This is a genomic window from Calditrichia bacterium (assembly GCA_020634975.1).
In the GTDB taxonomy this organism is placed as follows: domain Bacteria; phylum Calditrichota; class Calditrichia; order RBG-13-44-9; family J075; genus JACKAQ01.
Map to the genome: position 1 here is coordinate 163,749 of JACKAQ010000001.1, position 26,570 is coordinate 190,318.

The window sequence follows — 26,570 nt, forward strand, 5'->3', positions numbered from 1 at the left end:
AAATTACGGAATTTCCTGATTCGCAATCACAAAAATATACCGAATTTGGCGCGATCAAACAAACCCAACCGGATCTGCGGCGATATTTGCGCTGGCAAAAGTGCATTATTTTCGATAACTTAAAATTAGATTGGGATGGTCTTTCGGAAAGAACATTGACACCACAATACAACAGGAGCTCCATGCAACAGCGCAAGCCGATCACCCCGGAAATGATCGAAGCCAACAAAGGCATTTTCGACGAACATTTTGACCCGGATTTTGCAATAGATTTGGTCGAACACCTGATGCAGCACATCGACAGACTCTATTTTCGTTCGGAATTCATCGGTTTCGATCCGCCCCCCGAACGCAACGATCCGGAACGCCCGCTGATATTTTGCAGCAATCACTCCGGCATGGCGTTTCCGTGGGATGCCATCGTGTTTGTATCCATGCTGGCGCTTCGCAATGGCTACGATTTTAAAAAATCTGTTCGGGCGTTAACAGCGCCAATGCTCTCAATGTCCACATTGATGAATCCGTTTTTGGTCGAAAATTTCTGGAAACGCGGTGGCGGCGTGGATGCGTCATTCCTCAACTTCAGTACGATGATGCAATATCAGGAATCCAATCTGCTGGTTTTTCCCGAAGGAGTTCCGGGGATCGGCAAAGGGTTCAACAAACGCTATCAATTGCAGCGATTTGCAACCTCATTTGTGCGGCATGCCATCAAATACCGAACCGATCTCATTCCCTACTCCACCGTTAATGGCGAGTTTATCAATCCGTTAAATGTGAAATCGGATTTCGTGAACATGCTTTCCCAAAAAGTTGGCATCCCGTTTATTCCGGTTGGTTTGATGACCCTGTTTGTGCCATTGCAGCCGTGGCTGTTTTATTTCGGTTTTCCCTGCAAATTAACATTTGTGATGGGCAAACGCATAAAACCATATGAAATGATAGACAAACCATATGAAGAAATTACAGACGATGAATTTCAGGAGATCGCGGATCGAATAAAGGAACAAATGCAGACGGAATTAAACGAAGCTGTAAAAAAATATGGGAAACAACCCTATCGCTTTCGGGAATTGTTCAAACTTTGGCGAAAAAACTTGCGGGATCTCCCATATTTTATGCCATTACTGTGGCCGTCATTATTCGCAGAATTCGACAGGCTCGCCCGCAAAGGGCGGGTTCAGCCGCTTAAAATCAATTTATACAAGGGTTTAAAAGCTCATTTAAAAAACCCAATCACTTTTGCGTTCTACATTCCATTGCTAGGCTGGATTCCTATTCTTATCCGCGGTTACCGGGAGCGAAAACAATTATCTCGAAAATAAATCTATTGTTTCCCGGAAATTCTTACGATATATTCTTAACATATAGATGTTTATATTAGTCATAATTTTGGAATGTAAAAAATATGCTTACAACAGACAAACTGGATGCCGCAGCAGAAATGCTGAAAGCAATTGCGCACCCCACGCGCATCGCTATTATTAATTTGCTGGAAAATAGCAATCGCCTGACTGTTACGGAAATTTTTGAGTCGCTCAGCATCGAACAGGCTGTTGCATCTCACCATTTACGAATTTTGCGGGACAGAGGTGTGCTAAACAGCGAGAAAGATGGCAAAAACCGTTTTTACTATTTGAAACACGACCGGTTGAGCCAGATCATCGAGTGCATCGACAAGTGCACAACTTAAGTTAATGTTTATTTTATATTTACTGGATTGATATTAAATATTGCGAACAGCCCGCACTTTAACAAAATATCGCGGGCTTTTCGGATAGCAAAAACCGCCTCGATAGCTTACAATCCACACACGACCATTCGATATATCTTCATCTGCCGTAAAAATGTAATCCTGGCTTTTATCAAATATCGGATCAATATAGCCACTTTCACTCAAATCAGAACTCATCAAAGATAATGCTTCTTCCAACGTTGGCAACCGCCAGTCGGTGAAGTTCAACAATCTGCCAAATCCAAAAAAATTTCCGTGATTTAAGCGGCGCAGATACCGTTTTGCCCGGTTATAATCCATATCAATTCCGGAGCCGCCCCGTTGCCACATCAAACCGGTGTTCAAGTCTGAAACCACCGCCCCGTTGTGCTGCAATTGAAAATCATGCAAAATACTTTCGCCGGAGGGATTTGCCCATGGAAAATGATATTGGTCGGTGCAATAAAAATGATATTTTGTGAGAAGTTCGGATGCCTGTTGATCATCCAGATTGTGAACGGGTTTGTTTCGGAAACGATAAAGCACGTGATGGGTGTTAACCACACTATTGGGCGGTTGTACAATTGCAACTGCACGAGTTACTTTGTTTTCCATAAATTCACCTCAGCGAAAGCGTAAAAGGATGATTAAAACCGGGTGATTAAGCCAACTATTTCATATACAGAAAATGATTACGAATATGTCGTTAAAACTCCGATGCGTTTGTAAATTACAATATTTGATGCATTTATGCAAAATATCGTTATAATTTTTTTATGGAATTGCTTTCGGATGGCAAAAAAAACTGGATGGCAGGCTTATCAGAATCAGCCGGTTTTTGTATTTGGCAAAACCGGTTATAACGGTTTTGCCAAACACTAAAATTAATTCATAGCAACTAATTATCAGCAAATGTGAACGCAGCAGATTTCCTGAGTTGGAATTGCTTCATCAATACTTTGAGGTCCAATGTCATCTGACGCATTCCGACCACAGCTTCCGATATTTGGGCAACCCCGGTTTCTGATTCAGATGAAACTTTAGAAATTGTTTCAATTTTGACCGAAATATCCTCGCTGGTGGTGGATTGCTGTTCGTTTGCGGCAGCAATTTGTTGTACCATTTCCACCACTTTATCTGCACTACTGACAATTTTTCCCAATGCATTACCGGCTTTATCCGCCAGTTCGATGCCTGCGGTTACTTCGGAGCTGCCTTTTTTCATGGCATTCACTGCATTTTCGGTTTCAATTTGAATATTGCGGATCATTTGGGCAATTTTTTTGGTTGCTTCCGTGGTTCGCTCCGCCAATCGCCGCACTTCATCGGCGACAACGGCAAATCCCCTACCTTGATCACCGGCGCGTGCAGCTTCGATTGCCGCATTTAACGCGAGCAAATTGGTTTGATCGGCAATATCGTCAATCACCATAATTATCTCACCGATTTGTGCGCTGGCATCGCCAAGCTTTTCCACCGTTGCGGTGGAGTTGATAACGGTTTCGGCAATCTGGTTAATTTTTTCAACCGTTTGGCGAACAATTTCGCCGCCTTCGCGGGCGGTTTTACCACTTTCGGTAGCTTGCCCAGCAGCAAAAGTGGTGTTTTGGGCGGTGTGAACAATGGTTCGGGTCATTTCTTCAACAGCCGCTGCGGCATCCGCAGATTGCATCGCCTGAGATTTGATGCCAATGGATAATTCTTCGGATGAATCGCTAATTTGTGCCGACGTTTCGGCTGTTTTTTCGACCGCCTGCTGCACCTCCAAAATCATTTCTTCAATTTTTTCGACCGAACGATTGAAACCGTCGAACAACCGGCCAATTTCATTTTGGTCATCTGTATTCAGGTGAACAGACAGATCGCCTTTTGCAAATCGCTCCATTCCCGCTAATAGCGTGTTAACGTTGTGCGATAAATATTCCCGTTGTGATTCCGCTTCCGATACCGCCTGCTGAACTTTTTGCTCAACACTGGATTTTTCGGTTTTCAAATCACTCATTAATTTATTGAGATTATCTGCCATATTATTGAAGCTTGTTCCGAGAAGTCCGATTTCGTCGTTGTTTTCGATACGAACCCGCACACCATTTTCGCCTTTGGCGAGCTGTTCTGCTGCCGTTGCCAAATCTTTGACGGGTGTAATAATATGGTTACTCAACTGCACCACAAATACAATTGTAAAAACGATACCCAGCAACGAAAGCGCAATAATGGATAGATTCCCAAAATTATAGGATACTTCCATCCCTTCATGGTTTAGAGCAACCTCTTTCAGAATGGATTTTTCGACAACCTGAGATTGACTCATCACCTTTTCGTAGGCAGCATCAAAAAGCACATCCGAATCGCTGCCCACCACGTTTATCCCTTCTTTATTGGAATTGTATCGCTTTTCACCGACCTTCAGTAGGTCGTTAAGTGTAATTTTTAGTTGTTGCAAATCCTGAATCATTTGGGCATCCGCAACAGGATGAATTATCAAGCCTTCGATTGTTCCGCCCTTAATCATTTTGTCGCAATAATCCGCAGATTGTTTCCAATAACCGAACACTTTTTGAACAGATTCACCTTCATCACCGGAGAGAATTTCCTCAAACCATAAATGGCCTTTTGTGGTGAGGTATTTTATTTCTTTCACCGTGGACAATAATGGCAGGTCTTCATCAACAAGCATGTTGGCGCTATTGAATAACGATCGTAACTCGGTAATTCCCATAATTCCGCTTCCGATCAGCAATAAAATAAGCGCACCAAATCCGATATACAGCTTTTGTCGAATGCTTGCGTTTTGTAACATCTTTTATCCCTCCGATAATAAATCTTACTTATAGGCTAATTTCAAATCTCGCCCCTACAGCGATTGAGTTTTGAAGTTGTGAATCCATTCCAGGATTAACGATATATTGCAAATCCGGCTGAAATGCAAACCACGGAAACAGTTGAGCGCGATAGCTGAGTTCGATTGCGGTTTCCGCATTTTCAACCGGTTGACCGGTTTGAATCATCCATTGCCGGAACGGCGTACCGCTCCGCACCGTAGCAACGGCAATGCCCACAGCATCCGCATCACGCCCCGGAAAAACACCGCTGTAAACAGCGCCGGCGCTGTAAAACAAACCGATTTGATTGTATGTGCTGTTTGCAAATCCCACATTTGCAAAGCAGGACAAGCCCTGTGCCGGATCAGAATATTCCCGGAACAATTGCCGCTCACCAAGCAGGTAAACACCCATATTGTTATTGCTGGACGATGTTTCGTCGATTGAAGCAAAATCTGCCGTATAACGCCAACCACCGATAGCTATTTTTTGATACGATTCACCAAAAGCTTCACCACTATTAATACTGCCGATCTCACCGGTGAGCAACAGCCCGTCGGTGCTGTTGAAGCGATGAATTTGGGTACCGCGCGGATTATCCGGATTGCCGGAAACCGCATCGAACGCCGCAAACTGACCATAAACCGATTCCATTGGCGAATATCGCACCCGTAATGCCAACGACGTTGCCGGGAAAATGGATGGACCATTTTGCCCGGTTTGGGCAAACTCCGCACCAATCCCAAAGGAACTGTTGATAAAAAATCCTGCTGTTTCGGTTACGTAAAACTCTGAATTTAAATCAATTAAGCCTGCTTTAAAAGACCAGGAATCTTGCGCAAAATTTTGCTCCAGCCATAGTTCGTAAACTTTCCATGTATTGAACGCATCAATATTACTTACCCCTTGAAAATCGCCGACATAATCGCCGGGGCTGCCACCATAATTTCCCAAAATATAGGTTAATAATGTTGCACCTTGCCATCCCATCAGCGTTTCGCCGTCAAACGATATCGCAACATCAACGTTGTTCAAAAACGCGTTACCGGAAGAAATGCCACCGGAAACGTTGGAAATCATGTCACCGGTTATTGCGGTTTCCAATTCAATTCCTTTTTCTGCGAGTTTACTGCGCAAACCAATCCAGCCATTTGTTGCTGATGTCCAACCGGCATTCTCGTCTGATTGAATCAGCAATGGCACTTCGATAGATTCTTCAGATTCTGAGTTGTCTTTCTCCGTTTTTTCTGCAATAGGTTTATTTGACTCTTTTTTCTTCGCATCTTTTTGTTCTTGTTGATTCTGTGAGCTATTATTTTGTTGAGAAAATGAATTATTTGTTGCCAGTAAAAGACATAAAAATATCGACAAGAGATAAATTTTTGCACTGTTCGATATAATTTTCATTACCAAACTCCTTTTTGGAAAATGTTTAAAATCCGTTTTGATAAACATAATCTTCGAGATCAGGTTAACAAAACTTGACAAAAAATTGTTGTACCAGTTCAACAAATAATGGGTTGTATCAACTTTATTACGGATAATCGCGGTTATTTAACGAAATTTAGTTGATGTGCAAATCTGCAATTGCTATTTTTTATTGCAATGATAGCTTGAAAAAAACAATTGAGCGGGGAAATCAAATTGTCAAGTCATCAACATCATACACATAATCACCCAAAGTCAAACAACATCCGACTGGCATTTTTTATCAATTTGGGATTTACAATTTTGGAGATTGTCGGTGGGTTATTGACCAACAGCGTAGCCATTTTGTCGGATGCGCTTCACGATTTGGGCGATAGCCTCTCGCTGGGTTTGGCGTGGTATCTGGATAATTTTTCCAAAAAAAAGAGTAACAAAAAATTTTCCTACGGTTACTGGCGATTTTCGTTATTGGGCGCGCTGATAAACGCGGTTGTGCTCATTCTCGGGTCGCTGTTCATATTGTCAGAAGCGGTGCCGCGCATCATTTCGCCGGAACATTCGAATGCGCAGGGCATGATTATATTCGCAATAATCGGGGTTTTGGTGAACGGCTTTGCGGCGTTTCGGATGAAGGATGATCACTCCATGAACGCACAGGTGGTCGCGTGGCATTTGGTGGAAGATGTGTTGAGTTGGGTCGCCGTTTTAATTGTGGGGATAACTCTGTTATTCAAGGATATTCATATTCTCGATCCCATATTATCAGTATTAATAACACTTTATGTTCTTTATAACGTCATCGGGAATCTCCGGAAAACCTTGGATCTATTTCTGCAAGCTTCTCCCCCCGATATTAATATTGATGAAATCGAAAAACAATTTCTGCAAATTGAACGGGTCAAATCTGTTCATCACACCCATGTTTGGACGCTGGACGGCGAACATCATGTGCTGTCCACACATTTGGTAATTGAAAACAATGCTTCGAAAACTGAAATTATGGATATCAAATCGCGCAGTAAAAAAATCATCAAACCGATGAATATTGAACACATAACTGTAGAAATAGAGTTCGAAGACGAAGATTGTCAAATGAGGGAAACTTGAGAAAATTCAAACGGATAAACTGACAGGAATCTTATGGAAGAGAAACTCACCGAACTCGCACGCTGGAAAACGCTGGACAGCCGTATTTTACACAAAAATCCGTTTTGGACATATAAAATGGATCGATTTGAGATCCCCGGTAAAATGCGCGGCGAATATTATTTTGTTACTACCAACGGCTCCAGCATGGTTATTCCGGTAACGGAAGACGGAAAAGTTGGGCTGGTGAAGCAATATCGTTATTTATGCGACCGCGATTGTATCGAATTTCCCTGCGGAAGCGTGAAACCCAATAGCAATCATCTCGAAACTGCGCACGCGGAACTTGCCGAAGAAGCCGGTGTACAAGCCGGAAATATGCAATTGATCGGCGAATACAATCCATACAACGGCGTTACCACAGAAATGTGCAACGTATATTTGGCAACAAATTTGATCCAAACGGAATCGAAACCGGATGCAACGGAAGAATTTGAGCGACTGTGGCTTTTGCCCGCAGAATTGGATGCGCTGATTCGCGCCGGTGAAATTTGGGATGGCATGACGTTGGCCGCCTGGGCGTTGGCACAACCGCATTTGCGCTGATGCGTCAATTAAAACGTGTATCGCAGATTCACATTTCCGCTGGTGAAATACTGGATGTTTTCCTGAAACAGCTCATCCGTAACAGAGCGCGTAAAATTTTCGGATTTATTCGGTGCGTAATTCAGGAAAACCAGCAGCCGTTTACTCGCTGGATAAACAACCGTCAATCGCGGCGAGAAGCTTTTGAATTTCCTCACTTTACGCCGTTCACGCTGTGGCGTAAATCCCCACTCATCCCGCAAAAACAGGGTAACACCAGCGGTTACCTGCAATCCAAAAACATCGTTGTGACGCAGTCCGGTGTTCAAAAAATGGGCGGTCAGTTCCCGGTTAATTAGCTGGGCAAAATTATCCTTAAAAAAGGAGCCGTTGTCCTCTTTTTCCAGTTGATAAATATTGGTGAACGCCAGATCTTCCGTCAGATCAATGCTCAGCGAATCGCTGTACACCAATTTGCGGAAAACGTAGCTACGCACCGTTGGCAGCAATTCTTCAAAATCGAACACCGTATAATTCGCTAAAATTTTGATTTGCTGATTGTGCCGCACAGCCGGACTGATGTTGTGATCGAATGTTGCAGCAAGCTGGTAAACACGGTTCCAATTGTTGTTCTGGCTGCGCCCGGATCGCAAATAAATCTGGTGAAACAGATACACATTGCCCTGCAATCCTGCGGAAAAATATTCACTAAACCGTTTCCGGTAACCGGCATCGATGATAAACCGCTGCTCATCGCGATCCTGCCGGTTGCGTAGTTCCGCGCTGGCGGTGTTGTCGTCCGGCGTTGGCGTGTTGTATTCCAATTTGGTGAACGAAAATTTGCCCCACAGCATATTTCCGCGGGTTGAGCGGTGGCGCAACGCAGTGGTAAATGCGGTTTGCAGCGTGTTGATATCCGTATCCACATTGGGATTATCATTTTGCGACTGCGAGAAAAAAATGCTGTTTTGCAGTTGCCAGCCGCCCCAAAACATCAGGTGCTGCAACTGATTTTCCAATGCCAGTTCCTCCCGGCGGCGGGTTTGCGCCGTGGGACTAACGGGCGATATGGACTGGTCGATATCACGATTTTTAAAATTGGTCAAAAATGCAAAAAACGAGTGGTCAGATAAATTATACTGCAACTGATTGAACAAAAATCGGGTGTTCATATACACCGTTTCCTGCGGCGGTTCGCTGCCGGCGGGCGATTGGATAAAATAGCGGTTTTCCGAATATTGGTAACCCAATCGCAACGAGTCGCTGGCGCGATCGGAAAACTGGCGCGTCCATCCCGTAAAAAAAGTGTGCTCCTGATTTTTCCGTCCCGGAAACGCCCGGATCACGCTACTGGCGTCGGTGTAATTTAAATATTCACCCATATTTAAACGAAAAACTTCCAGCCCCATTTTGCCATACCAACCCTGATCAGCCGTATCAAAAGATTCCTCCAGCGCCATGCCGGCAGCCGGTTTCAGCGCGATATTCGGGTTCACCTGCCAGCTCAATTCCTGCGCCAGCAAATGTTTGTTGAATTTTCGACCGGAGTTGTCATCCGAAAAAATGCGCGATTCGATAATCGATCGCGTTGAAAATCGCCCGGAAAGCGGCAGTTGCCAATACACTTCCAGCGTGTTTTCGTCCCGCCAGTTATCCTTTTGCGACGATTGGCGGAATAAACTGCTGCGCAATTGATTGTTCACAGAAATGCGGGATTGTTTGCCGGTGGGAACAATGGTTTGTAAATTAGCGGACCACACCCAACTGATGTAATCTTTTGTGAAATCCAGTTGATAAACCGACGGTGTTTGCCCCTGCATTTGAAAAATGCAGCTAAATATCAATAAAAAAAGGAGTTTATATCGGATGCGGAAAGCATTCACGGCTTCTCTTCCGGAACGACCTTGTAGATGGTTTCGTCGTCGCGTTTGAGATTGTATTTTTCGCGGGCTACTTTTTCGATGTGGTCGATGTCTTTTTGCAATCGCTCAATTTCCTGCTGAAGCCGTTGGTTTTCCGCCTCAAGCTGTTGCTTTTGCACCACCAATTCGTTGCGTTCCCGGTATAGCGAATACAAATCGAAAATGGATTTGTTGCCGGTAAAAAACGCAAAAATAACCAATGTAAACGCCAGCAACAAAATCCACAACGGCAGATATTTGTAATATACCGTCACCGTGTAGGTTTTTCGTTTCGGCGATGTTTTGGTTTTGATCGGTTTCAGTGACATCTTTTTCTTGACTATTGAATGAAGCTAAACTATTGTATTTTTTACGTTTCTGAACTTAATTTTGCGAACTTCAACAACCAGACAACCGGACAATTTGTCCGGCTGTCTGATGTTAACCACATTCTTATTTTCGCAATTTGACCAATAACCCGCAAGGGCTTTGCCGTTTTTTTAGCGTAAAATGGATTTGCCGGGGAAAACCGCCAGCTCGCCCAATTCTTCTTCGATGCGCAACAGCTGGTTGTATTTGGCAATCCTGTCGCTGCGGGAAGCGGAACCGGTTTTAATTTGACCGGCGTTCACGGCAACCGCGATATCTGCGATGGTGGCATCTTCTGTTTCGCCGGAACGGTGCGAAATAACCGTTGAGTAACCGGCGCGATGCGCCATTTGCATACAATCGAAGGTTTCCGTCAGCGTGCCGATTTGGTTCACTTTCACCAAAACAGAGTTGGCAACGCCGGATTTGATGCCCTGGCTCAACCGCTGCACGTTGGTCACAAACAAATCATCACCAACCAGTTGAACTTTTTTGCCCAATTTTTCGGTGATCAATTTCCAACCGTCCCAATCGTTTTCGTCCATGCCGTCTTCGATGGAAATGATCGGGTATTTGTTCACCAGATTCGCGTAAAAATCAACCATTTCTGCGGCGTTCAATTTGCGCCCTTCCGATTCCAGATGATACAATCCGGTGGCTTTGTCATACAATTCGCTGGATGCGACATCCAGTGCAAAAAAGATGTCTTCGCCCGGTTTGTATCCGGCTTTTTCTACCGCTTCCATAATCACTTGCAACGCTTCTTCGTTGGAACCGAGGTTCGGTGCAAACCCGCCTTCATCGCCAACCGAAGTGCTGTATCCTTTTTTCAGCAACACTTTTTTGAGGCTGTGGAACACTTCCGTGCCCATCCGCAGCGATTCGTGGAAGGAGTGCGCATTCACCGGCATCACCATAAATTCCTGCAAATCCACGCTGTTATCCGCATGCGATCCGCCGTTGAGAATATTCATCATCGGCACGGGTAATGTTTTCGCATTTACGCCGCCAAGATATTGATACAACGGTAATCCCAACGCATCTGCTGCGGCTTTGGCAACCGCCATCGAAACGCCCAAAATAGCGTTTGCGCCCATTTTGCTTTTGTTCGGCGTACCGTCCAAATCGAGCAGCGTCCGGTCGATACCGATCTGGTCGGTAGCGTCCAAACCCATGATTTCCGGCGCTATTTCGTCATTTACGTTTTGCACTGCTTTCAAAACACCTTTGCCCAAAAAGCGGTCTTTTTCGCCGTCACGCAATTCCATGGCTTCGTGCTCACCGGTGGATGCACCGGACGGCACCGCAGCGCGTCCGAATGCGCCACTTTCGAGATACACATCAACTTCAACGGTGGGGTTACCGCGGCTGTCTAAAATCTCACGTGCGCTAACCGAAATAATGTCTGTCATTTCGCAATCTCCTTTATCGCAAAGCGATTAATTTTATGAATTAATAACCTGCGGAAATTAAAGAATCCGCGCTGCTATCGCAAGCTAAGATGCATTAATTTGGATGGCAAATACTGCCTTTTAAAACAGAAAAACGGGTGCTGACCGGTTGCCCCAAAAGTCTTTATTTCACAATAAACGAAGGGAAAACGAACGGCTTTTCGAGCCATGATTTCCGGATAAATTGCCCATGACCCATCGCCCCAGATATCTAATTTTTAGCCACCCCAAATTTTTTTTGATTGTTTAGTGATTTTCGATATATTCCGGTTCTGGAAATAAATTCTATCTTCAATAAAATTTCACATTTAACCGAGAGGATCAGACTGTATGAACCAGGGCGGATTTTTCGATTGGTTTCTTTCGATAACAACGGATTTGGATAGCATCCTTTGGGGTACGCCCATGATCATTTTATTGATCGGGACGGGAGTTGTCCTGACAGTGATGACACGTGGCGTGCAATTTACCAATTTTTTCAGCTCGCTGAAGCTCATATTTGCAAAAGAATCGCGTTCCGAAGAAGGAACCGGCGATATTTCGCCATTTGCCGCACTGATGACCGCTTTGGCAGCAACTGTCGGTAATGGAAATATTGCCGGTGTCGCAACGGCAATCGCTATTGGTGGACCCGGTGCACCGGTTTGGATGTGGATTGCCGGACTATTCGGAATGGCAACCAAATATGCCGAGGGCTTTTTGGGCGTGCGTTACCGCGAGCTGGCACCGAACGGCACAATGGCCGGCGGACCTATGTATTATGTAAAAAATGGTTTGAAAAATAAATCGCTCGGCAAATTTTTGGGCATCGCGTTTTCCGCTTGCGGTGTTATTGCCTGTTTGATCGGCACGGGAAATATGGCGCAGTCCAATTCCATGACTGCATCGCTGGCAAACACGCTGAACCAGTGGATAAATCCCGGCGCAACCTCCGCAACGCAGGCACCTGCATATTATTATTACATCATCGGGCTGACAATTGCCGTGTTGGTCGGGCTGGTGATCATCGGCGGGATCAAAAAAATCGGTAAAGTTTCCGAAAAACTGGTGCCGGGAATGATCGTGTTTTACATCGTTTTTGCGCTGTGGGTTATTTTCGCAAATTTTGACCAGATTCCGGCTGCTTTCGTACTCATTTTTGAATCCGCTTTCGGCTTCGAGGCATTGAAAGGCGCAGTTGTCGGGGAAGTGATTCGAAGCGGTGTCAGTCGCGGATTGCTATCCAACGAAGCGGGATTGGGCACTGCGGCAATTGCCCAAAGCGCATCCGCATCGGACGAGCCAACCAACAACGGGCTGATCGCCATGACCGGCGTTTTTATCGATACCATTTTGGTGAACACAATGACCACGTTAACCATTGTACTCACCGGCGCATACGTGAACACACAAGCCTGGCTCGGCAAAGATGTTGAGGGCACCATCACCAGTATTTTGGTCACCCAAACGGCGTTCAATTCGGTAATTCCCTTCGGGTTTGGCGGAGCCATCATCGCTATTTCTTCATTCTTGTTCGGCTACACAACCTTGCTCGGCTGGTCGTATTTCGGCGAAAAATGTATTGAATTTATCGGCGGCAACAAAACCGTGATGCCGTTCCGGTATATTTTCATCATATTTCTATTTGTTGGCGCAGTGGTTACGCCGCTGGCGGGAGAAAGTTTGCATTACATTAATATTATCTGGAATCTCGGGAACATCGGTAACGCATTAATGGCAATTCCAAACCTGGTTGGCTTACTGTTTATGGCCGGACTGGTTGCTCGGGTTACCCGGGAACGTTTCTCAAAATAATGACTTCCGATTTTCAACAAAAAAGCGCTGAAACTCAACTTTCAGCGCTTTTTTAATGTACTGTTTTTATTCAGTTTCTATAAATTTTTCAGAATTTGGCTGAGAATTTCTTCCTGCTTTAACTCCAGTTGTTCGCGATTGAAAATGATGCCCGGCACAGCACGCTCACTGCATTTTTCCGCGCTGAAACCGCATCGTTCACACGTTTCATTGACTTCCACATGCGGAATTAACGGATCATCCCAAAACGCCACAGTGCGTTTGAACGCCTCGTTCATCACAAAACATATGGTTACGCTGATCAACCGGTTGTCCACCAATTGCGATGGATAGGCTAAATTTATGCTGAACACTTCCCGTTCATCATTCGAAAATTTGAGCCGTTGGGCACCAACCAGCGGTTTTTGGGGCAACTCGCCGTGCCATTTTCCCATTTGCTTCATTAATTTGATGCCCATCCAGCGCCGGCAGTAGTGTTCTTTTGCGCCTATCCCATTGGGAATAAACAACTTGGACAGGTTGAAAATTTTGGTCATTTCAAAATTATCCGTGCCAACTTCGTGATGAAACCGGACAAAAATAATTTCCCGCAAATTGAAAAATCGCGGCATTAGCGCACTTAATCGATACAAAAACATTTCCGGCGTAACGTCATATTTTTCAATGAGTTGCAGAATCTTGTTACCGTCCCAGTGCGGGGATCCGAGAAATTTCCGAATATCTTCTTTCATTTGGCTGCGGTTCATCATCAGCGCGCCGGCAAAATAGGATGCCTTAAAATTGTTGAGCAACTGTTCAAACGAGGCAATCATCCGCACGGCAGATTTCGGACGCTCTTTCAATTTGAGGTATTGGAATCCCAGTTCGCGTCCCATTTGAAATGCCTTTTGTGAATCAAGCAACTTCTTTTGTAACAACAACTTAGGATTTCCGTGGCAAACAAAAATCGAACGAATTTCATCAACTTCCGGATAACCGGAAAGCGTTTCTTCGTCGATCTCATACTGATATTCATTTTGCAGGAGCTGTTGCAGCATCTCTTTCGTCAATGGTGGAGAAGCGGGCAAGTGATGTTTTTCGGTAAAAGCATCGGCGGCATTTTCAATTTCTTCAAAGTAGTTGTGGTGCATTTGTTGATAAGAGCGCAACGCCGCGAGCAGTAAATGTTCCACCCGCATGTTGTAATCCTGCCCGATTTCCAAAAATGTGCGGATCAGCGCACCAGATTTTTCAGGATCGCCGGTGATCAACGCCAGCAAATCCTGCGGCGAGACGCCATACATCCGAAACGGGAATTCTTTGATCACCGGAGAAGAAAACACCACCGGCAACGGGTCAAAATCTTTGTTCATTTGCAACGAAACCAGCTCGTCAAATGAAATTTTTAACGCTTCCGCCAGTTGAAAAATTTTTTCGGGCTTCGGATACTTTTTGCCTTTTTCTATTTCGCTGAGGTAGGAAATTGATAAATCGGTTTTTGCTGCCAAATCTTTTAGGGACAATCCATTTTCGAGCCGAAATTGCTTCAGTTTAAACCCCATTACAAGTCGCAAATTTTCGCTATTCACATTCATACAGATTTTCCAGCGGTTTCAATTGTGTTGTATTTATTGAACTTGCAGTAGAAATATATTTCAAAAGCGCAATTTATACAATAATATTTCACTATTAGCGAAACTTTTCTGAGAATCGAGCCGTAATTTCGCTTTTGTGCAGCGTAAAATTTTTTCCAGCGAAATTTCGCTTGATTTTGATTGTGCAAATTTTTAGCTTTTGTTTTTAAACAACGAGACAAAATTACGATTTAACACACTTATCATTTCATGACCAATAACAACATATAGCGGCGATCATTTTTTAAAAAATGAAGAAAGGAGCCGTAATGAATACAACCGATAATGCGGATATTTCCGGCAAACAAAGCGCTCAACAAGCGTTTGAAACCCACCAAAACCAGAAAAACAATCAGCAAAGTTTTCTGAGTGCGCTGTTTATGGGCAATTTCCGGCAGGAATTGATTCAATCTCTCTCCTCACAACCTAACCGGAATCGCGAAGAGTTCCGGGTTTTTTACACAACCATGAAACACTGGCTCCGATCGGTCGATTCGGACGAGATTGACCGAACCGGTAAAATTCCCGCCGCAATTCATGAAAATTTAGTGGCGTTGGGTGCGTTCGGAATGCAGATTGATCCGGCGTTTGGCGGCTTGGGGCTTTCTCAAATCGAATACAATATGATCATGAAATTGATCGCCAGTCGCGATGTTAACCTGACTGCGTTAATTTCCGCTCACCAAACCATTGCATTGGTTCTGCAAAATTTTGGGACGGAAGATCAGAAAAAACAATATGTTCCAAGATTAGCAAAAGGGGCGATGGCTGCTTTCGCATTATCAGAAAACGACGCCGGCGCCGATCCTTCAAAAATTTCTGCGAGTGTTCAGGAATTGCCGGACGGCGACGGATATATGTTGAATGGCGAAAAAGTGTGGACGCCGAACGCCAATGCCTCTGCATTTTTTGTGGTCATCGCAAAACATGATACAGCGGGAGAACGCAGTGCGTTTATTGTAGATGCAAACAGCGACGGGGTGGAAATTGCCCATTCCAATCAATTTATGGGCATGCGGGCGTTGGATAATTGTGTGATCCGGTTTACAAATGTGCAAATTCCCTCTGAAAATCTTTTGTGGGAAAAGGGCAAGGGTTCGGCGCTGGCGCAAATCACCGAAAATTACGGGCGGATGGCGTTGCCGGCTTGCGCTGCGGGAAGCGCCAAAACCTGTTTGGAAATTGCCCGGAGCTGGGCAGCAGAACGCAAACAATGGGGAAGATATCTCGGGCATCACGAATCAATTGCTCATAAAATTGCCAATATTGCCGGATACACATTTGCGATGGACGCCGTTGCGGATCTCGCAGCAAAAATGACGGATAACGAACCGGATATCCGGATGGAAACAGCCATCGCCAAATTATACAACACAGAAGCTGTTTGGGGCATCATCGATGACACACTGCAAATTCGCAGCGGACGCGGCTACGAAACAGCCGAATCGCAAAAAAATCGCGGTGAGCAGCCGGTGCCGGTGGAACGCCTGATGCGCGATTGGCGAATTTCCACCATCGTTCACGGCTCCAGCGAGATGATGCGGGTGTCTATCGCCAGCGAGGTTTTGGGCAAACATTATCAGAAAACCAGCTTGCTATTCGATCGCAAAACCAGCAGAAAAAGCAAATTTGCTGCGCTCCCGGGATTTCTGACTTACTATTTGCAGTGGTATGCAAAGCTGGCACTATCCGTCAGCATTTTCCCGAAATACCGCTCATTTGGCAGGCTGGCAAAGCATGTCCGTTTCGTGGAGCGCACATCGCGCAAGCTTGCCCGTCACACATTTCACGGCGTTTTGCGATACGGCAACAGGCTGGAAAAACGGCAGGCATTTTTGGGTCGATTGGTCGATATTGCGGCAGAATTATTTGCAATTACCGCCGTTACCCATCGCGCCCATCAGGAATTTTTGCAGGGAAATCGCAACGCCGCAAACATCGCGGATATCTTTTGCCGCCAGTCCCGTCGTCGCATCGATCTGCTATTTCACGAATTATGGAAAGATAACGATCGCGTGAATTACAAATTGGGTCGTCAGGTACTCGATAAACAATTTACATGGCTGGAAGTAGGCAGCGCGGGTGTCACCTGCCGCGATAAAACGTCGAAGAAAAATATTCAGGAAGAAGATCCGGTTGTTGCAGAAATTATGACCTCCGTTTTCCTGAATTAGCAATTTTTTGAAACAATCAGGATGACAATTTTGGATTAGCGCGGTGGCGATTGCCATCGCGTTTTGTTTTTTTAGCGAGATTTTTGTGAAAGGCTTCGGTGAGATCGACACCGGTTTGGTTGGCGATGCAAATCAGCACAAACAGCACATCCGCCAATTCATCGGAGAGCGAAACGTTTTCATCAGATTTTTTAAAACTCTGGTCGCCATACTTCCGGGAGATAATTCGCGCCACCTCCCCCACTTCTTCGACCAGTTGGGCGAGGTTGGTCAATTCCGAAAAATAGCGCACGCCAACCGATTGAATCCACTCATCCACCAATTGTTGACACTCTTTTATGGAGAGATTTTCCATTTTTTCCATCACAATTTTCCCACTTTTTCAACAATTATGGTGAAAATCTACTCCAAAGTCAATGGATGCAAAAATCATTCGCAAAACTTACACAGGCGTATATTGGCGGAATAATTTGATGAAGCGCATCATTTGCGGGACGTTGGAAAATTTCACTTTGCCCATCATAAATGCGACCTGTGCTTTGGTTTTACCGGATTCCATATCGACATACGTGCGGTCGGATGTTTCCACAACGCAGGTGGCTTTTCCGGAAAAACCTTCTTTCACCTGACATTTTTTGGGAGTGATGTTTACCGTAAATTCCCCACCTTCGCTGCCGGAAATTTTGAAATGCATTACCGCTTTAAAACCTTCGGCTTTTTCCGCTTCGAATCGTTCCGGCAAACTGAAAATGATGCTCCGAACATCCGGCGCAGGCTCCTGTTTGGCTGCTTTTCCATTAGCAACGACAGCATGTGCACCGGATGATTTGCGCGACTCCGGCTCAATTGCTACTTCATCAGTTTTGGTAGTATCTTCAATAATATCAGCCGCTTCTGAAAAATATCCTTCCGAGTGCCCCGGCTCCGATTTTGTTTCGTCAGCAATCGCTTCTTCCATCTCATGCGGGTTATTTTCCGCAACAGAAGCAGTATTTTCAACCGCTGGCTGAGGGTCAACTGGTAAGGCTGTGTCGGTGGTTTCATCGGATTTCGGGTCATCATTTTTGGATGAGTTTTCAGATTCACCCGGATTTTCCGTAATTCCCGAAATCTGTTTTTCACGGTCGTATGCTTTTTCCAACGCTTCCAGAAAATGACTTTCTTCTGCAGATTCCGGGTCCAGTTCATCGTCTTCAATGTCGTCATCCAGCAAATCTTCATCTATTTCTTCGATGGCATTTTCATAAAATGAAAGATCCGGTATTTCTTCAGAATTTTCTTCTTCATCAACAAATGTATCATTCTGAGGTATGGTTTCCGGCTCTGCCGCAACCGGTTGCGATTCAGATTTGGCATTTTCCACAACTGAAGTTTTACCCGGAAGCGCTTTTGCGCGAATAAAACTGGCACCGTCGATAATCAATCGCGCTAAAATTTCCCGCATGGATTCGGATGAACCGTTCAGTTGGGTTGCCATTCGCGCGTCACGGAAATAACGGTTGCTCTCATAATCGGTGAGTGTTCCGTTGCAGCCGTAAATGAGCATGCATTTATTGGCAACATCGAACGCAAATTCAGTAGCTTGTAATTTTGCCATCGTGCATTGTTTTACGGACTGCATACCTTCATCGTAAAGCCATGCAGAATAATAAGTTAGCTGCCGGATAGATTCGAGCCGCGCTACCAGTTCGGGAAAATCGTGCCGCACATTTGGCGGCAAAAATGCCGGGTCCGGTGCCTGAGCGATGTATTTTATTGCGCCATCCAAACAGTATTCGCTGAGCGCGACAGCAGATGCGGCAGCCAGCAAACGTTCCAGCAAAAAGCATTCGTTGATGTAATAGTAACCCATGTTTTCCTGCCCGATAATTTGGGTCATGGGTACTTTGGCATTTTCAAAGGTGAGTTCAGCCAATGCTGTGCTTTGCCAGCCGAGCGTTTCCAGCAGCCGAATACTTAACCCGGGTTGATCGCGATCGACAACAAACAAGCTGATGCCGCTGGCACCGGCTTCAGGATCGGTTCGCGCAGCAACAATCCAGAAATCGCCATCGCCGTTGATCACAAAACTTTTGACGCCGTTCAACAAATAATGATTGCGTTCCTGCACGGCAAACAAATTCATTGCAGACGGATCGATTTTTCCGGATGGCTCGTGAATGGCGAGTCCGCCAATTTTTTCACCGCTAACGCTTTTTTCCAGATAATTCCGTTTGATAAAACGACTGCCGTGTTTGTTGATGTAGGTGAGCGCCACATGCGCATGCGCAGCGATAGCAGTTGTCAGGTGGGCATATCCCGCACGGGTCAATTCCTCAATCGCAACGATTACCCGAAAAATGGACTCATCCTGTAATTCTTCTTCGTCCGGCATCATCGATCCCAAAAACCGGGTTTCACCGAGTTTTTTCCATAATTCGCGGGAAATTTTGGGCTCATTTTGCGGGTAGCCGGCAGAAATTTGCTCGTCAATTAATTGACGCAACTGCTCTCGATTTTGCTCAATCGAATCCGAAAAATATGGCGACTTCATTCCTTGATGCACTCCATTTTTGGTGAACCACAATCATGCATATTTCACAAAATCGGGCAGAAAAGTGGAATATTTTCCCGCTATTTGCCCTCAGAATGATAACTTATGCGATTTTGCAAATATCGGTTTGATGTAAAGCAAGGATTTGGATATGCGTTTTGTGGTGTGCTACGGCAGGAAAAATGCGGGCAACTCTATTTTGCGTTGCCCGCGAAATATTCATTGTGTTCGTTAGTTGTAAAATTTTTTCTGATTCATCGCGTAATCGCGGATAATTTGCGCAGGCGTGAAGCGCGCGCCGTGCTGATTTTCCAGCGATTCCAGCGTTTTGAGCGCATGTTGCGGCGAAATGCGATCGAGATAGCGAAACGGGCCGCCCAAAAACGGCGGAAATCCCAACCCGAAAATCGCGCCGACATCGCCATCGCGCGGGCTGAACAGAATGCCCTCTTCCAAACAGCGTGCAGCTTCGTTGACCATCACCAGCGCCAACCGGTTTTGGATTTCGGTGGCATCGTGTTTTTTGCGCTGCTGTCCGCCAAAAAAACGATACGCGGTGGTGTTCACTTCTTTTTTCTTTTTCCCGAGCCATTTCTGGATCAAGCTGACATTTTGGTGATAGTGATAAAATCCCATTTTATTTTTGCGCCCTTTAAATCCGGCGTCGCTCATTTTTTGCATCACGTCACTCGGTTCAGCACCGCGATCGCGGAACATCGGACCGAGCACCTCCGAAACGTGCGCACCGACATCGATGCCCACTTCGTCAATAAGCGTAACCGGACCGACCGGAAAACCAAATTGCTTCATCACCCGGTCGATGTGCACAATTTCGCCGCCTTCGCTGAGTAGCATCAGTGCTTCATTGAGCATCGGTGAGAGAATTCGGGTGGTATAAAATCCCGGGCCATCTTTCACCACAATTACGGTTTTGCCTTGTTTGATGCCCACTTCAACCGCGGTTGCGGTTGCCCAATCGGCGGTTTTATCCGTCACAATAATTTCCAGCAACGGCATTTTTGGTACCGGCGAAAAATAGTGCATCCCCAAAACCAGCTCCGGGCGTTTCGCTTTAGCGGCGATTTCGCCAATGGGTAGCGACGACGTGTTGCTGGCAAAAATACAATCATCGCGGGTTACAGCTTCGGTTTCGGCCAGCACTTTTTGTTTCAGCCCGAGATCCTCGAACACTGCTTCGATTATCAGGTTCGCACCGCGAAACGGCGCATATTCGGTGATGCCGGCAATCCGGCTCATAATTTGGTCACGTTCAAAATTGGACATAATTTTGCGGCGCACTTTCACCTGCAAATCGTCGTAGACGGTTTTTTCGCCACGGGCGAGTGCGTCGGTGCTCACATCTTTCAACAGCACGCGATAGTTTTTGTTCGCACTAACTTGTGCAATACCGGCACCCATAAATCCCGCGCCCAGCACACCGATTTTTTCGACCTTGCGCACCAGTTCTTTTTTGGGATTTTTTTTCAGGTCGGTCATGTTAAAAAAAATCTGCACCAATTCTTTTGCTTCTGGCGATCGCACCAGTTCCTCAAACGCTTTTGCCTCGGCGGTGTAACCGAGCATCTCGCTTTTTTCCAGTCCGGTTTGCACTGTTTCAATAATTTTAAACGGCGAGGGGTAATTGCCCTGCGTTTGCCGTTGCACCATTTTTCGCGCCTGTTTGAACACGATGTTTCGGGTTACCGGCGTGCTTTCCAGAATTTTATTGATCAGTGGTGCCTTTTTTTTGCGCTTTTTGAGCGGGTGTTTCACCAGCTTGCGGGCAGCCTGTTTTGCCGCGTCCAACAATCCGTACTGGTGAATCACTTCGTCCACCAACCCCATGCGCTTTGCCTGTTTCGGGTAGATATTTTTGCCGGTGAGCATCATATCCAACGCCCGCTGCAGGTCGATCAGCCGGGGCAATCGCTGTGTTCCGCCGCCGGCAGGCAGCAATCCCAATTTCACTTCCGAAAGCCCCAAAATCGTTTTCGGCGAATCGCTGGCGATGCGGTAATGGCAAGCCAGCGCCACTTCCAGCCCGCCGCCAAGCGCCGCGCCGTGAATCGCCGCAACAATCGGTTTGGGGAAACTGGCGATGCGATCCATAATCGCCTGTCCCTGCCGACTCAGTTTTTCGATGCTGCCGGGTTCTTCCAGCGCAAATACAAAATCGAGATCCGCACCGGCGATGAATGTATCCGGCTTGCCGCTGATGAGCACAGCGGATGTTACGTCTGCATCATTTTGCAGATTTTCCAAAAGGTTGTTGAATGCTTCGACGAGGTAGCCGCCTAATTTATTGACTTTTTCGCCTTCCTGATCCAGCCAAACGACCGCCACGCCATTGTCTTTTTCCACGCGAATGTAAGACATATTTACCTCGAAGTTGATCGTATTTGATTAAGCATAGCGTTCCAGAATAATGGCATTTCCCACCGCACCCGCCGCACAGGATGCGATCAGCGCCAGTTGTCCGTCCTCTTTGATGAGCCGGTTTACCGCCGTTGCCACCAGCCGTCCGCCGGTTGCGCCAAACGGATGCCCGATGGACAGCGAGCCGCCCCAGTTGTTCAGTTTGTCCTCCGGCACTTCGCCAACCTTGCTGCTGCGACCGAGTTTTTCCTGCGCAAATTTATCTGAATTGAGGCATTTGAGATTGGCAACCATTTGCGCCGCAAACGCTTCGTGAAATTCGAAAACGTCGATATCGCTTAGCGATAAACCCAGTTTATCCAATACTTTAGGGGTGGCGTATGCGGGACCGAGCAACAGCTCGTCATCCGGATTTTGGGCGGTGTACGCGTAACTTTTGAACACTGCTTTTGGCTGAAAACCGTGCGCTTTTGCAGCATCTTCGCTCATGATCAGCACGGCGCTCGCGCCGTCTGTCAAAAACGATGAGTTGCCGGCAGTGAGCGTACCGTACGGTTTCACAAAAGCGGGGCGCAATTTACCGAGGCTGGCCATTGTGGTGTCGTCGCGGAAACCGTTGTCTTTGTCGATCACGGAAAATTTCGGCGGTACCGCAGCCGGGAAAATTTCATCTGCCAGATTTCCGTTTTCTGTTGCTTTGGCAGCGTTTAGGTGCGATCGCATTGCGTATCTGTCCTGCTCCTCGCGGGTTACGCCGATCCGCGCAGCCATCCGGTCGCAATCCTGTCCCATGCTTCTGCCCGTTGTAAATTCGGCAATTGCCGGGATTTCCGGCAGCACATCGCTGAATTTCAGCCCTTTAAAAAAGTTCAGCCAGTCCAGCGGTTTTTTGTAGCGCTGCGATTCAACCAGTTTCATGCGGAATTTTTTGCGGTATCGAATCGGGATGTCAGTGAGGCTTTCCGTCCCGCCGGCGATGACAATATCCGCCTGTCCGGTCTGGATGAGATCCACCGCGTTGGTGATCGCTTTATTTGCGGAAACGCATGCCAAAGTGACCGTTGCCGCCGGTGTGTGATTGGGAATTCCAGCTGCCAGCGCGGCATCCCGCGCAACGTTGCTGTTGCTGATATCTCCAATCACCCGACCCATAATTACCCAATCCACTTTGTCCGGATCGATCTGCGTTTTGGTGAGCAACGACTGAATTGCCATACGCGCTAAGTCGTATGAATTCAATTGCTTAAAACCAGTGGATGATTTGAGAAACGGCGTTCGTCCGCCATCAATATAAACCGCTTTTCGTAAGGTACCGTTTGAATTAGCCATGTTTTTTTCTCCGAAAATATGAGTGCGCTTATTCGCAAAATTGATAACGAATTAGCGATCAACTCAAATAGATTACGAATAAAGGAAATGATTCGCAAGAGTGGTAATTTTTTAAATGGGGAGATTTTATCGCCAAAAAAGAAAGAGCCGCCCCAAAATTGAGGCGGCTCCAAAACAATCATCGAAGTTAAGAATCTTCGAAAGCTTATTCCTTTTTCGCAGATTTTTTGTCTGATTCTTCATCAGTTTTTTCTGCTTCAGGCGCTTCAGTTGCAGGTTCTTCTGCGGTTTCAGTTTCAGCCGGGGCGTCTGCTTCGGCTTCTTCTGCTTCCGGTGTTTCATCTGCTGTTTCAACTTCTTCCGCTTTTTCTGTTTCTTCAGCTTCTGCGGTTTCAGTTTCATTGCCTTCAGCAGCTTCTGCTTCTTCGTCTTTCGCTTTCTTTTTGGCAGGGGCTTTACGGCCTTTGCCTTCTTCCGGCGATTCTTCCATTTCCGGCACTTCATCAACCATTTCTTTCAATGTCGGTGCCGAACTTGCGTGTTCTGCCATGTAAGAATCTACCACTTCGCGTTCTTTATCTTTCAGATATTCGGTTGCAGACAATACAATACGTTTGTTGTCTTTATCGAATTCGATGACTTTCAGCGGCACTTCGTCACCCACTTTGAAGTGATCGGAAGCGCGCTTCATGCCGGGAATGCCCAACTCTCGCAGGGGAACAAATGCATCAACCCCCAAAGGTAACCCGACAATTACACCTTTATCGATCAACCGGACAATCTTGCCGTCCAGCACTTCGGTGCCAACTTCGTAGGCATCTTCAAAAGCATCCCACGGATTGGCATCCACTTGTTTGTGACCTAATGCGATGCGGCGTTCATCTTTGTTGATGTCCAGCACGACCACATCAATTTCTTCACCTTTGCGGATAACTTCGCTGGGATGGCGTACTTTGCGAGTCCATGACAGATCGGAAATGTGAACCAAACCGTCAACACCTTCTTCCAGTTCAACAAATGCACCGAACGGGGTCAGGTTGCGCACAACGCCACGGTGTTTGCTGTCCACCGGGAATTTTGTTTCGATATCTTCCCACGGATCCGGAGACAATTGCTTCAAACCGAGCGAAATTTTGCGTTCTTCCGGTTCGATGCTCAGCAACACCGCTTCAACATCGTCGCCAACTTTGAGAATTTGGGACGGATTTTTGATGTGATGCGACCAGCTCATTTCGGATACGTGAATCAGCCCTTCGATGCCGTGTTCCAGCTCTATAAATGCGCCGTAATCCGTCAGGCTCACTACTTTGCCAGTCACTTTGGAACCGATCGGGAAACGTTCGGCAATATTTTCCCACGGATGCGGTTTCAACTGTTTCAGACCGAGTGAAATACGGGATTTTTTCTCGTCGAAATCGAGAATCATCACATCGATTTCCTGATCCAGATCGACCAGTTCGCTGGGATGATTGACACGTCCCCACGAAAGGTCGGTGATGTGCAACAGACCATCCACGCCGCCGAGGTCGATAAACACACCAAAATCGGTGATATTTTTGACCACACCACGACGAACCTGGCCTTTTTCCAATGTGGAAAGGATTTCTTCGCGTTTGCTTTCCAGTTCTTTTTCGATAATCACACGACGGGAAACGACGATGTTTTTACGTTGTTCGTTCACTTTCACAATTTTCATGTCCAGTGCTCCGCCAACGAATGCATCAAAATCGCGAATCGGTTTTACGTCAACCTGCGAGCCGGGGAGGAATGCATCCACACCGTCCAGATCCACCACAAAACCACCTTTGATGCGGCGAACAATACGCCCTTGCAGAATTTCGCCGGATTCTTGTGCTTTCATGAGGCGATCCCATGTGCGCAAGAAGTACACTTTGCGGCGAGAAACCTGCACGTTTCCGTCTTTGTCTTCCTGAGATTCGAGGAATAATTCAACTTCGTCGCCAACTTTGAATTTGTGGATGTCGATAAATTCTTCCAGCGGCAACATGCCTTCGCTTTTGAATCCGATGTCAACCACAACAAAATTGGACCCGATGTCCAAAATTTTCCCTTTTACAATTTCTTCCTGTTTGAATTGGGAGAAACTTTCATCATACATGTCCTGCAGTTCTTTTCGATCATGCTCTGCTTCGGACATAATTTTGTCAAGATCTTCCAATTTGACAACTTGACCAGGCTGAAACGGTAATCCGTCATCTGCCTTTTTTCCGGAGTTTGCCGGCGTTTGGGGTTTAACTTCTTCAGTCATTAAAAAAAATCCTCCTTTATAAGATAAGATGCCCCGTTTTGGGGATTAAACAGCCCTAAATTTAGAGCCCATCAGATAATTCTCAAAATGATTTTTCAAAAATAAAAGCTAATAAATGCCATTTTGCGACTTAAGCAACGCAACATATTTGCTCACGCCTTCTTCCAGGCTGGTAAACGGTTTATCATAACCGGCACTGCGCAACAATGTTAAATCCGCCTCGGTGAAAGCCTGATATTTTCCCTGTAACGTTTCCGGGAAAGGAATGTGTTTGATAGCGCATCTATCATATTGTTTTTGCATGATATCGGCGATTTTCCGAAAGCTTTGGGCAGACCCGCTGCCGCAGTTGAAAATGCCGCTTTTGTCCGGATGATCCAGAAAAAACAGGTTGACATTCACCACATCATCCACAAAAATAAAATCGCGGCGGAAATCTTCGCTGCCTTCGAACAGGCGCAACTCGCCGGAATCTTTTATCTGATTGTGAAATTGAAAAATCACCGATGCCATTTTTGATTTGTGATTTTCCTGCGGTCCGTAAACATTAAAATAGCGCAACCCGACAATTTGCTCCGGTGCGTCCGGCAGCAATCGCCGTACGGTTTGGTCGAACAGAAATTTGGAGTAGGCATAAATATTGATCGGATATTCGCAGCGCCGTTCTTCGCTAAATCCGTTATCGCCATTGCCGTAAACGGATGCGGACGATGCGTAAATCAGCCGGACACTATTTTCCAGACAAAAATTGAGCAATTCCTTGCTGAAATCGTAGTTCACGCGCATCATAAATTTGCCGTCGTATTCCATGGTATTGGTGCAGGCGCCTTCATGAAAGATGGCATCAATTTCATCCGGATCGAGATAATCCAGTTCATCTAAAAATTCATCGTAATCTATAAAATCGAGGAAGTTTAAGCGATTTAAATTCATGTGTTTAGCGCTATTTTTCAGGCTGTCGACAATCAGAATATCGTTGATGCCGCGATTGTTTAATGCGCGCACCAAATTGCTCCCGATAAAACCAGCGCCGCCGGTTACGATAATCATCGTGATTCTCCTTAAATCATCAAATCCGTTGTAAAAGAATATGAACCGGAAATTAGGCTTTTAAATACGGAAAAGC

General features: G+C 46.0%; 19 protein-coding genes. 6 read left to right on the plus strand and 13 right to left on the minus strand.

Annotated elements, in window-relative coordinates; all coding sequences use genetic code 11:
• Positions 1-212 precede the first annotated feature (212 nt).
• Together H6629_00680 and H6629_00685 are read left to right on the plus strand one after the other, a co-directional pair.
• Positions 213-1,325, plus strand: a complete 1,113-nt coding sequence (locus tag H6629_00680) for a 1-acyl-sn-glycerol-3-phosphate acyltransferase (protein MCB9066310.1) — start codon at positions 213-215, stop codon at positions 1,323-1,325.
• Between the two features lie 83 nt (positions 1,326-1,408).
• Positions 1,409-1,693 (plus strand): helix-turn-helix transcriptional regulator, encoded by a 285-nt coding sequence (locus H6629_00685; protein MCB9066311.1) that lies wholly within the window; start codon positions 1,409-1,411, stop codon positions 1,691-1,693.
• A gap of 33 nt (positions 1,694-1,726) precedes the next feature.
• On the opposite strand, the gene H6629_00690 is transcribed toward H6629_00685, so the two are convergent.
• From H6629_00690 to H6629_00700, 3 genes are all read right to left on the minus strand, one after another.
• Complete coding sequence (locus tag H6629_00690; protein MCB9066312.1) at positions 1,727-2,329, minus strand: DUF1566 domain-containing protein; 603 nt, start codon at positions 2,327-2,329, stop codon at positions 1,727-1,729.
• Between the two features lie 283 nt (positions 2,330-2,612).
• Entirely contained in the window at positions 2,613-4,514 is a 1,902-nt protein-coding gene (locus H6629_00695) for a methyl-accepting chemotaxis protein (protein ID MCB9066313.1), read from the minus strand.
• 28 nt (positions 4,515-4,542) lie between these two features.
• Positions 4,543-5,739: a carbohydrate porin gene (locus H6629_00700; GenBank protein MCB9066314.1), complete on the minus strand. Its 1,197-nt coding sequence runs from the start codon at positions 5,737-5,739 to the stop codon at positions 4,543-4,545.
• 441 nt (positions 5,740-6,180) lie between these two features.
• Between H6629_00700 and H6629_00705 the strand changes: the two genes are divergently transcribed.
• On the plus strand, positions 6,181-7,071 hold the full coding sequence (locus tag H6629_00705) for a cation transporter (GenBank protein ID MCB9066315.1): 891 nt from the start codon (positions 6,181-6,183) through the stop codon (positions 7,069-7,071).
• Positions 7,072-7,104: 33 nt separating this feature from the next.
• A complete protein-coding gene (locus H6629_00710) occupies positions 7,105-7,656 on the plus strand; it encodes an NUDIX hydrolase (protein MCB9066316.1) in 552 nt (183 codons plus the stop codon).
• Between the two features lie 8 nt (positions 7,657-7,664).
• Here H6629_00710 and H6629_00715 read toward each other — a convergent pair whose 3' ends face one another.
• The 3 genes from H6629_00715 to eno form a co-directional block, all read right to left on the minus strand.
• Positions 7,665-9,455, minus strand: a complete 1,791-nt coding sequence (locus tag H6629_00715) for a TonB-dependent receptor (protein ID MCB9066317.1) — start codon at positions 9,453-9,455, stop codon at positions 7,665-7,667.
• Positions 9,456-9,514: 59 nt separating this feature from the next.
• Positions 9,515-9,865, minus strand: coding sequence for a septum formation initiator family protein (locus tag H6629_00720; GenBank protein ID MCB9066318.1), 351 nt, complete (start codon positions 9,863-9,865; stop codon positions 9,515-9,517).
• Positions 9,866-10,036: 171 nt separating this feature from the next.
• A complete protein-coding gene (eno, locus tag H6629_00725; GenBank protein MCB9066319.1) occupies positions 10,037-11,317 on the minus strand; it encodes a phosphopyruvate hydratase in 1,281 nt (426 codons plus the stop codon).
• Between the two features lie 369 nt (positions 11,318-11,686).
• On the opposite strand from eno, the gene H6629_00730 reads away from it, so the two are divergent.
• On the plus strand, positions 11,687-13,150 hold the full coding sequence (locus tag H6629_00730; protein ID MCB9066320.1) for a sodium:alanine symporter family protein: 1,464 nt from the start codon (positions 11,687-11,689) through the stop codon (positions 13,148-13,150).
• A gap of 77 nt (positions 13,151-13,227) precedes the next feature.
• Here the strand turns inward: H6629_00730 and H6629_00735 are convergent, their stop codons facing one another.
• Entirely contained in the window at positions 13,228-14,724 is a 1,497-nt protein-coding gene (locus H6629_00735; GenBank protein MCB9066321.1) for a helix-turn-helix transcriptional regulator, read from the minus strand.
• Between the two features lie 308 nt (positions 14,725-15,032).
• Here H6629_00735 and H6629_00740 point away from each other — a divergent pair, with 308 nt between their 5' ends.
• A complete protein-coding gene (locus H6629_00740; GenBank protein MCB9066322.1) occupies positions 15,033-16,937 on the plus strand; it encodes an acyl-CoA dehydrogenase family protein in 1,905 nt (634 codons plus the stop codon).
• A gap of 16 nt (positions 16,938-16,953) precedes the next feature.
• On the opposite strand, the gene H6629_00745 is transcribed toward H6629_00740, so the two are convergent.
• From H6629_00745 to rfaD, 6 genes are all read right to left on the minus strand, one after another.
• Positions 16,954-17,292 (minus strand): nucleotide pyrophosphohydrolase, encoded by a 339-nt coding sequence (locus H6629_00745; protein ID MCB9066323.1) that lies wholly within the window; start codon positions 17,290-17,292, stop codon positions 16,954-16,956.
• Between the two features lie 87 nt (positions 17,293-17,379).
• Complete coding sequence (locus H6629_00750) at positions 17,380-19,470, minus strand: acyl-CoA dehydrogenase family protein (protein ID MCB9066324.1); 2,091 nt, start codon at positions 19,468-19,470, stop codon at positions 17,380-17,382.
• Between the two features lie 231 nt (positions 19,471-19,701).
• On the minus strand, positions 19,702-21,846 hold the full coding sequence (gene fadJ / locus H6629_00755) for a fatty acid oxidation complex subunit alpha FadJ (protein ID MCB9066325.1): 2,145 nt from the start codon (positions 21,844-21,846) through the stop codon (positions 19,702-19,704).
• A 27-nt stretch (positions 21,847-21,873) separates the two neighbouring features.
• Positions 21,874-23,175, minus strand: a complete 1,302-nt coding sequence (locus tag H6629_00760) for an acetyl-CoA C-acyltransferase (GenBank protein ID MCB9066326.1) — start codon at positions 23,173-23,175, stop codon at positions 21,874-21,876.
• 205 nt (positions 23,176-23,380) lie between these two features.
• Entirely contained in the window at positions 23,381-25,444 is a 2,064-nt protein-coding gene (gene rpsA, locus H6629_00765) for a 30S ribosomal protein S1 (GenBank protein ID MCB9066327.1), read from the minus strand.
• A gap of 108 nt (positions 25,445-25,552) precedes the next feature.
• Entirely contained in the window at positions 25,553-26,494 is a 942-nt protein-coding gene (gene rfaD / locus H6629_00770) for an ADP-glyceromanno-heptose 6-epimerase (GenBank protein ID MCB9066328.1), read from the minus strand.
• Between the last annotated feature and the right edge of the window lie 76 nt (positions 26,495-26,570).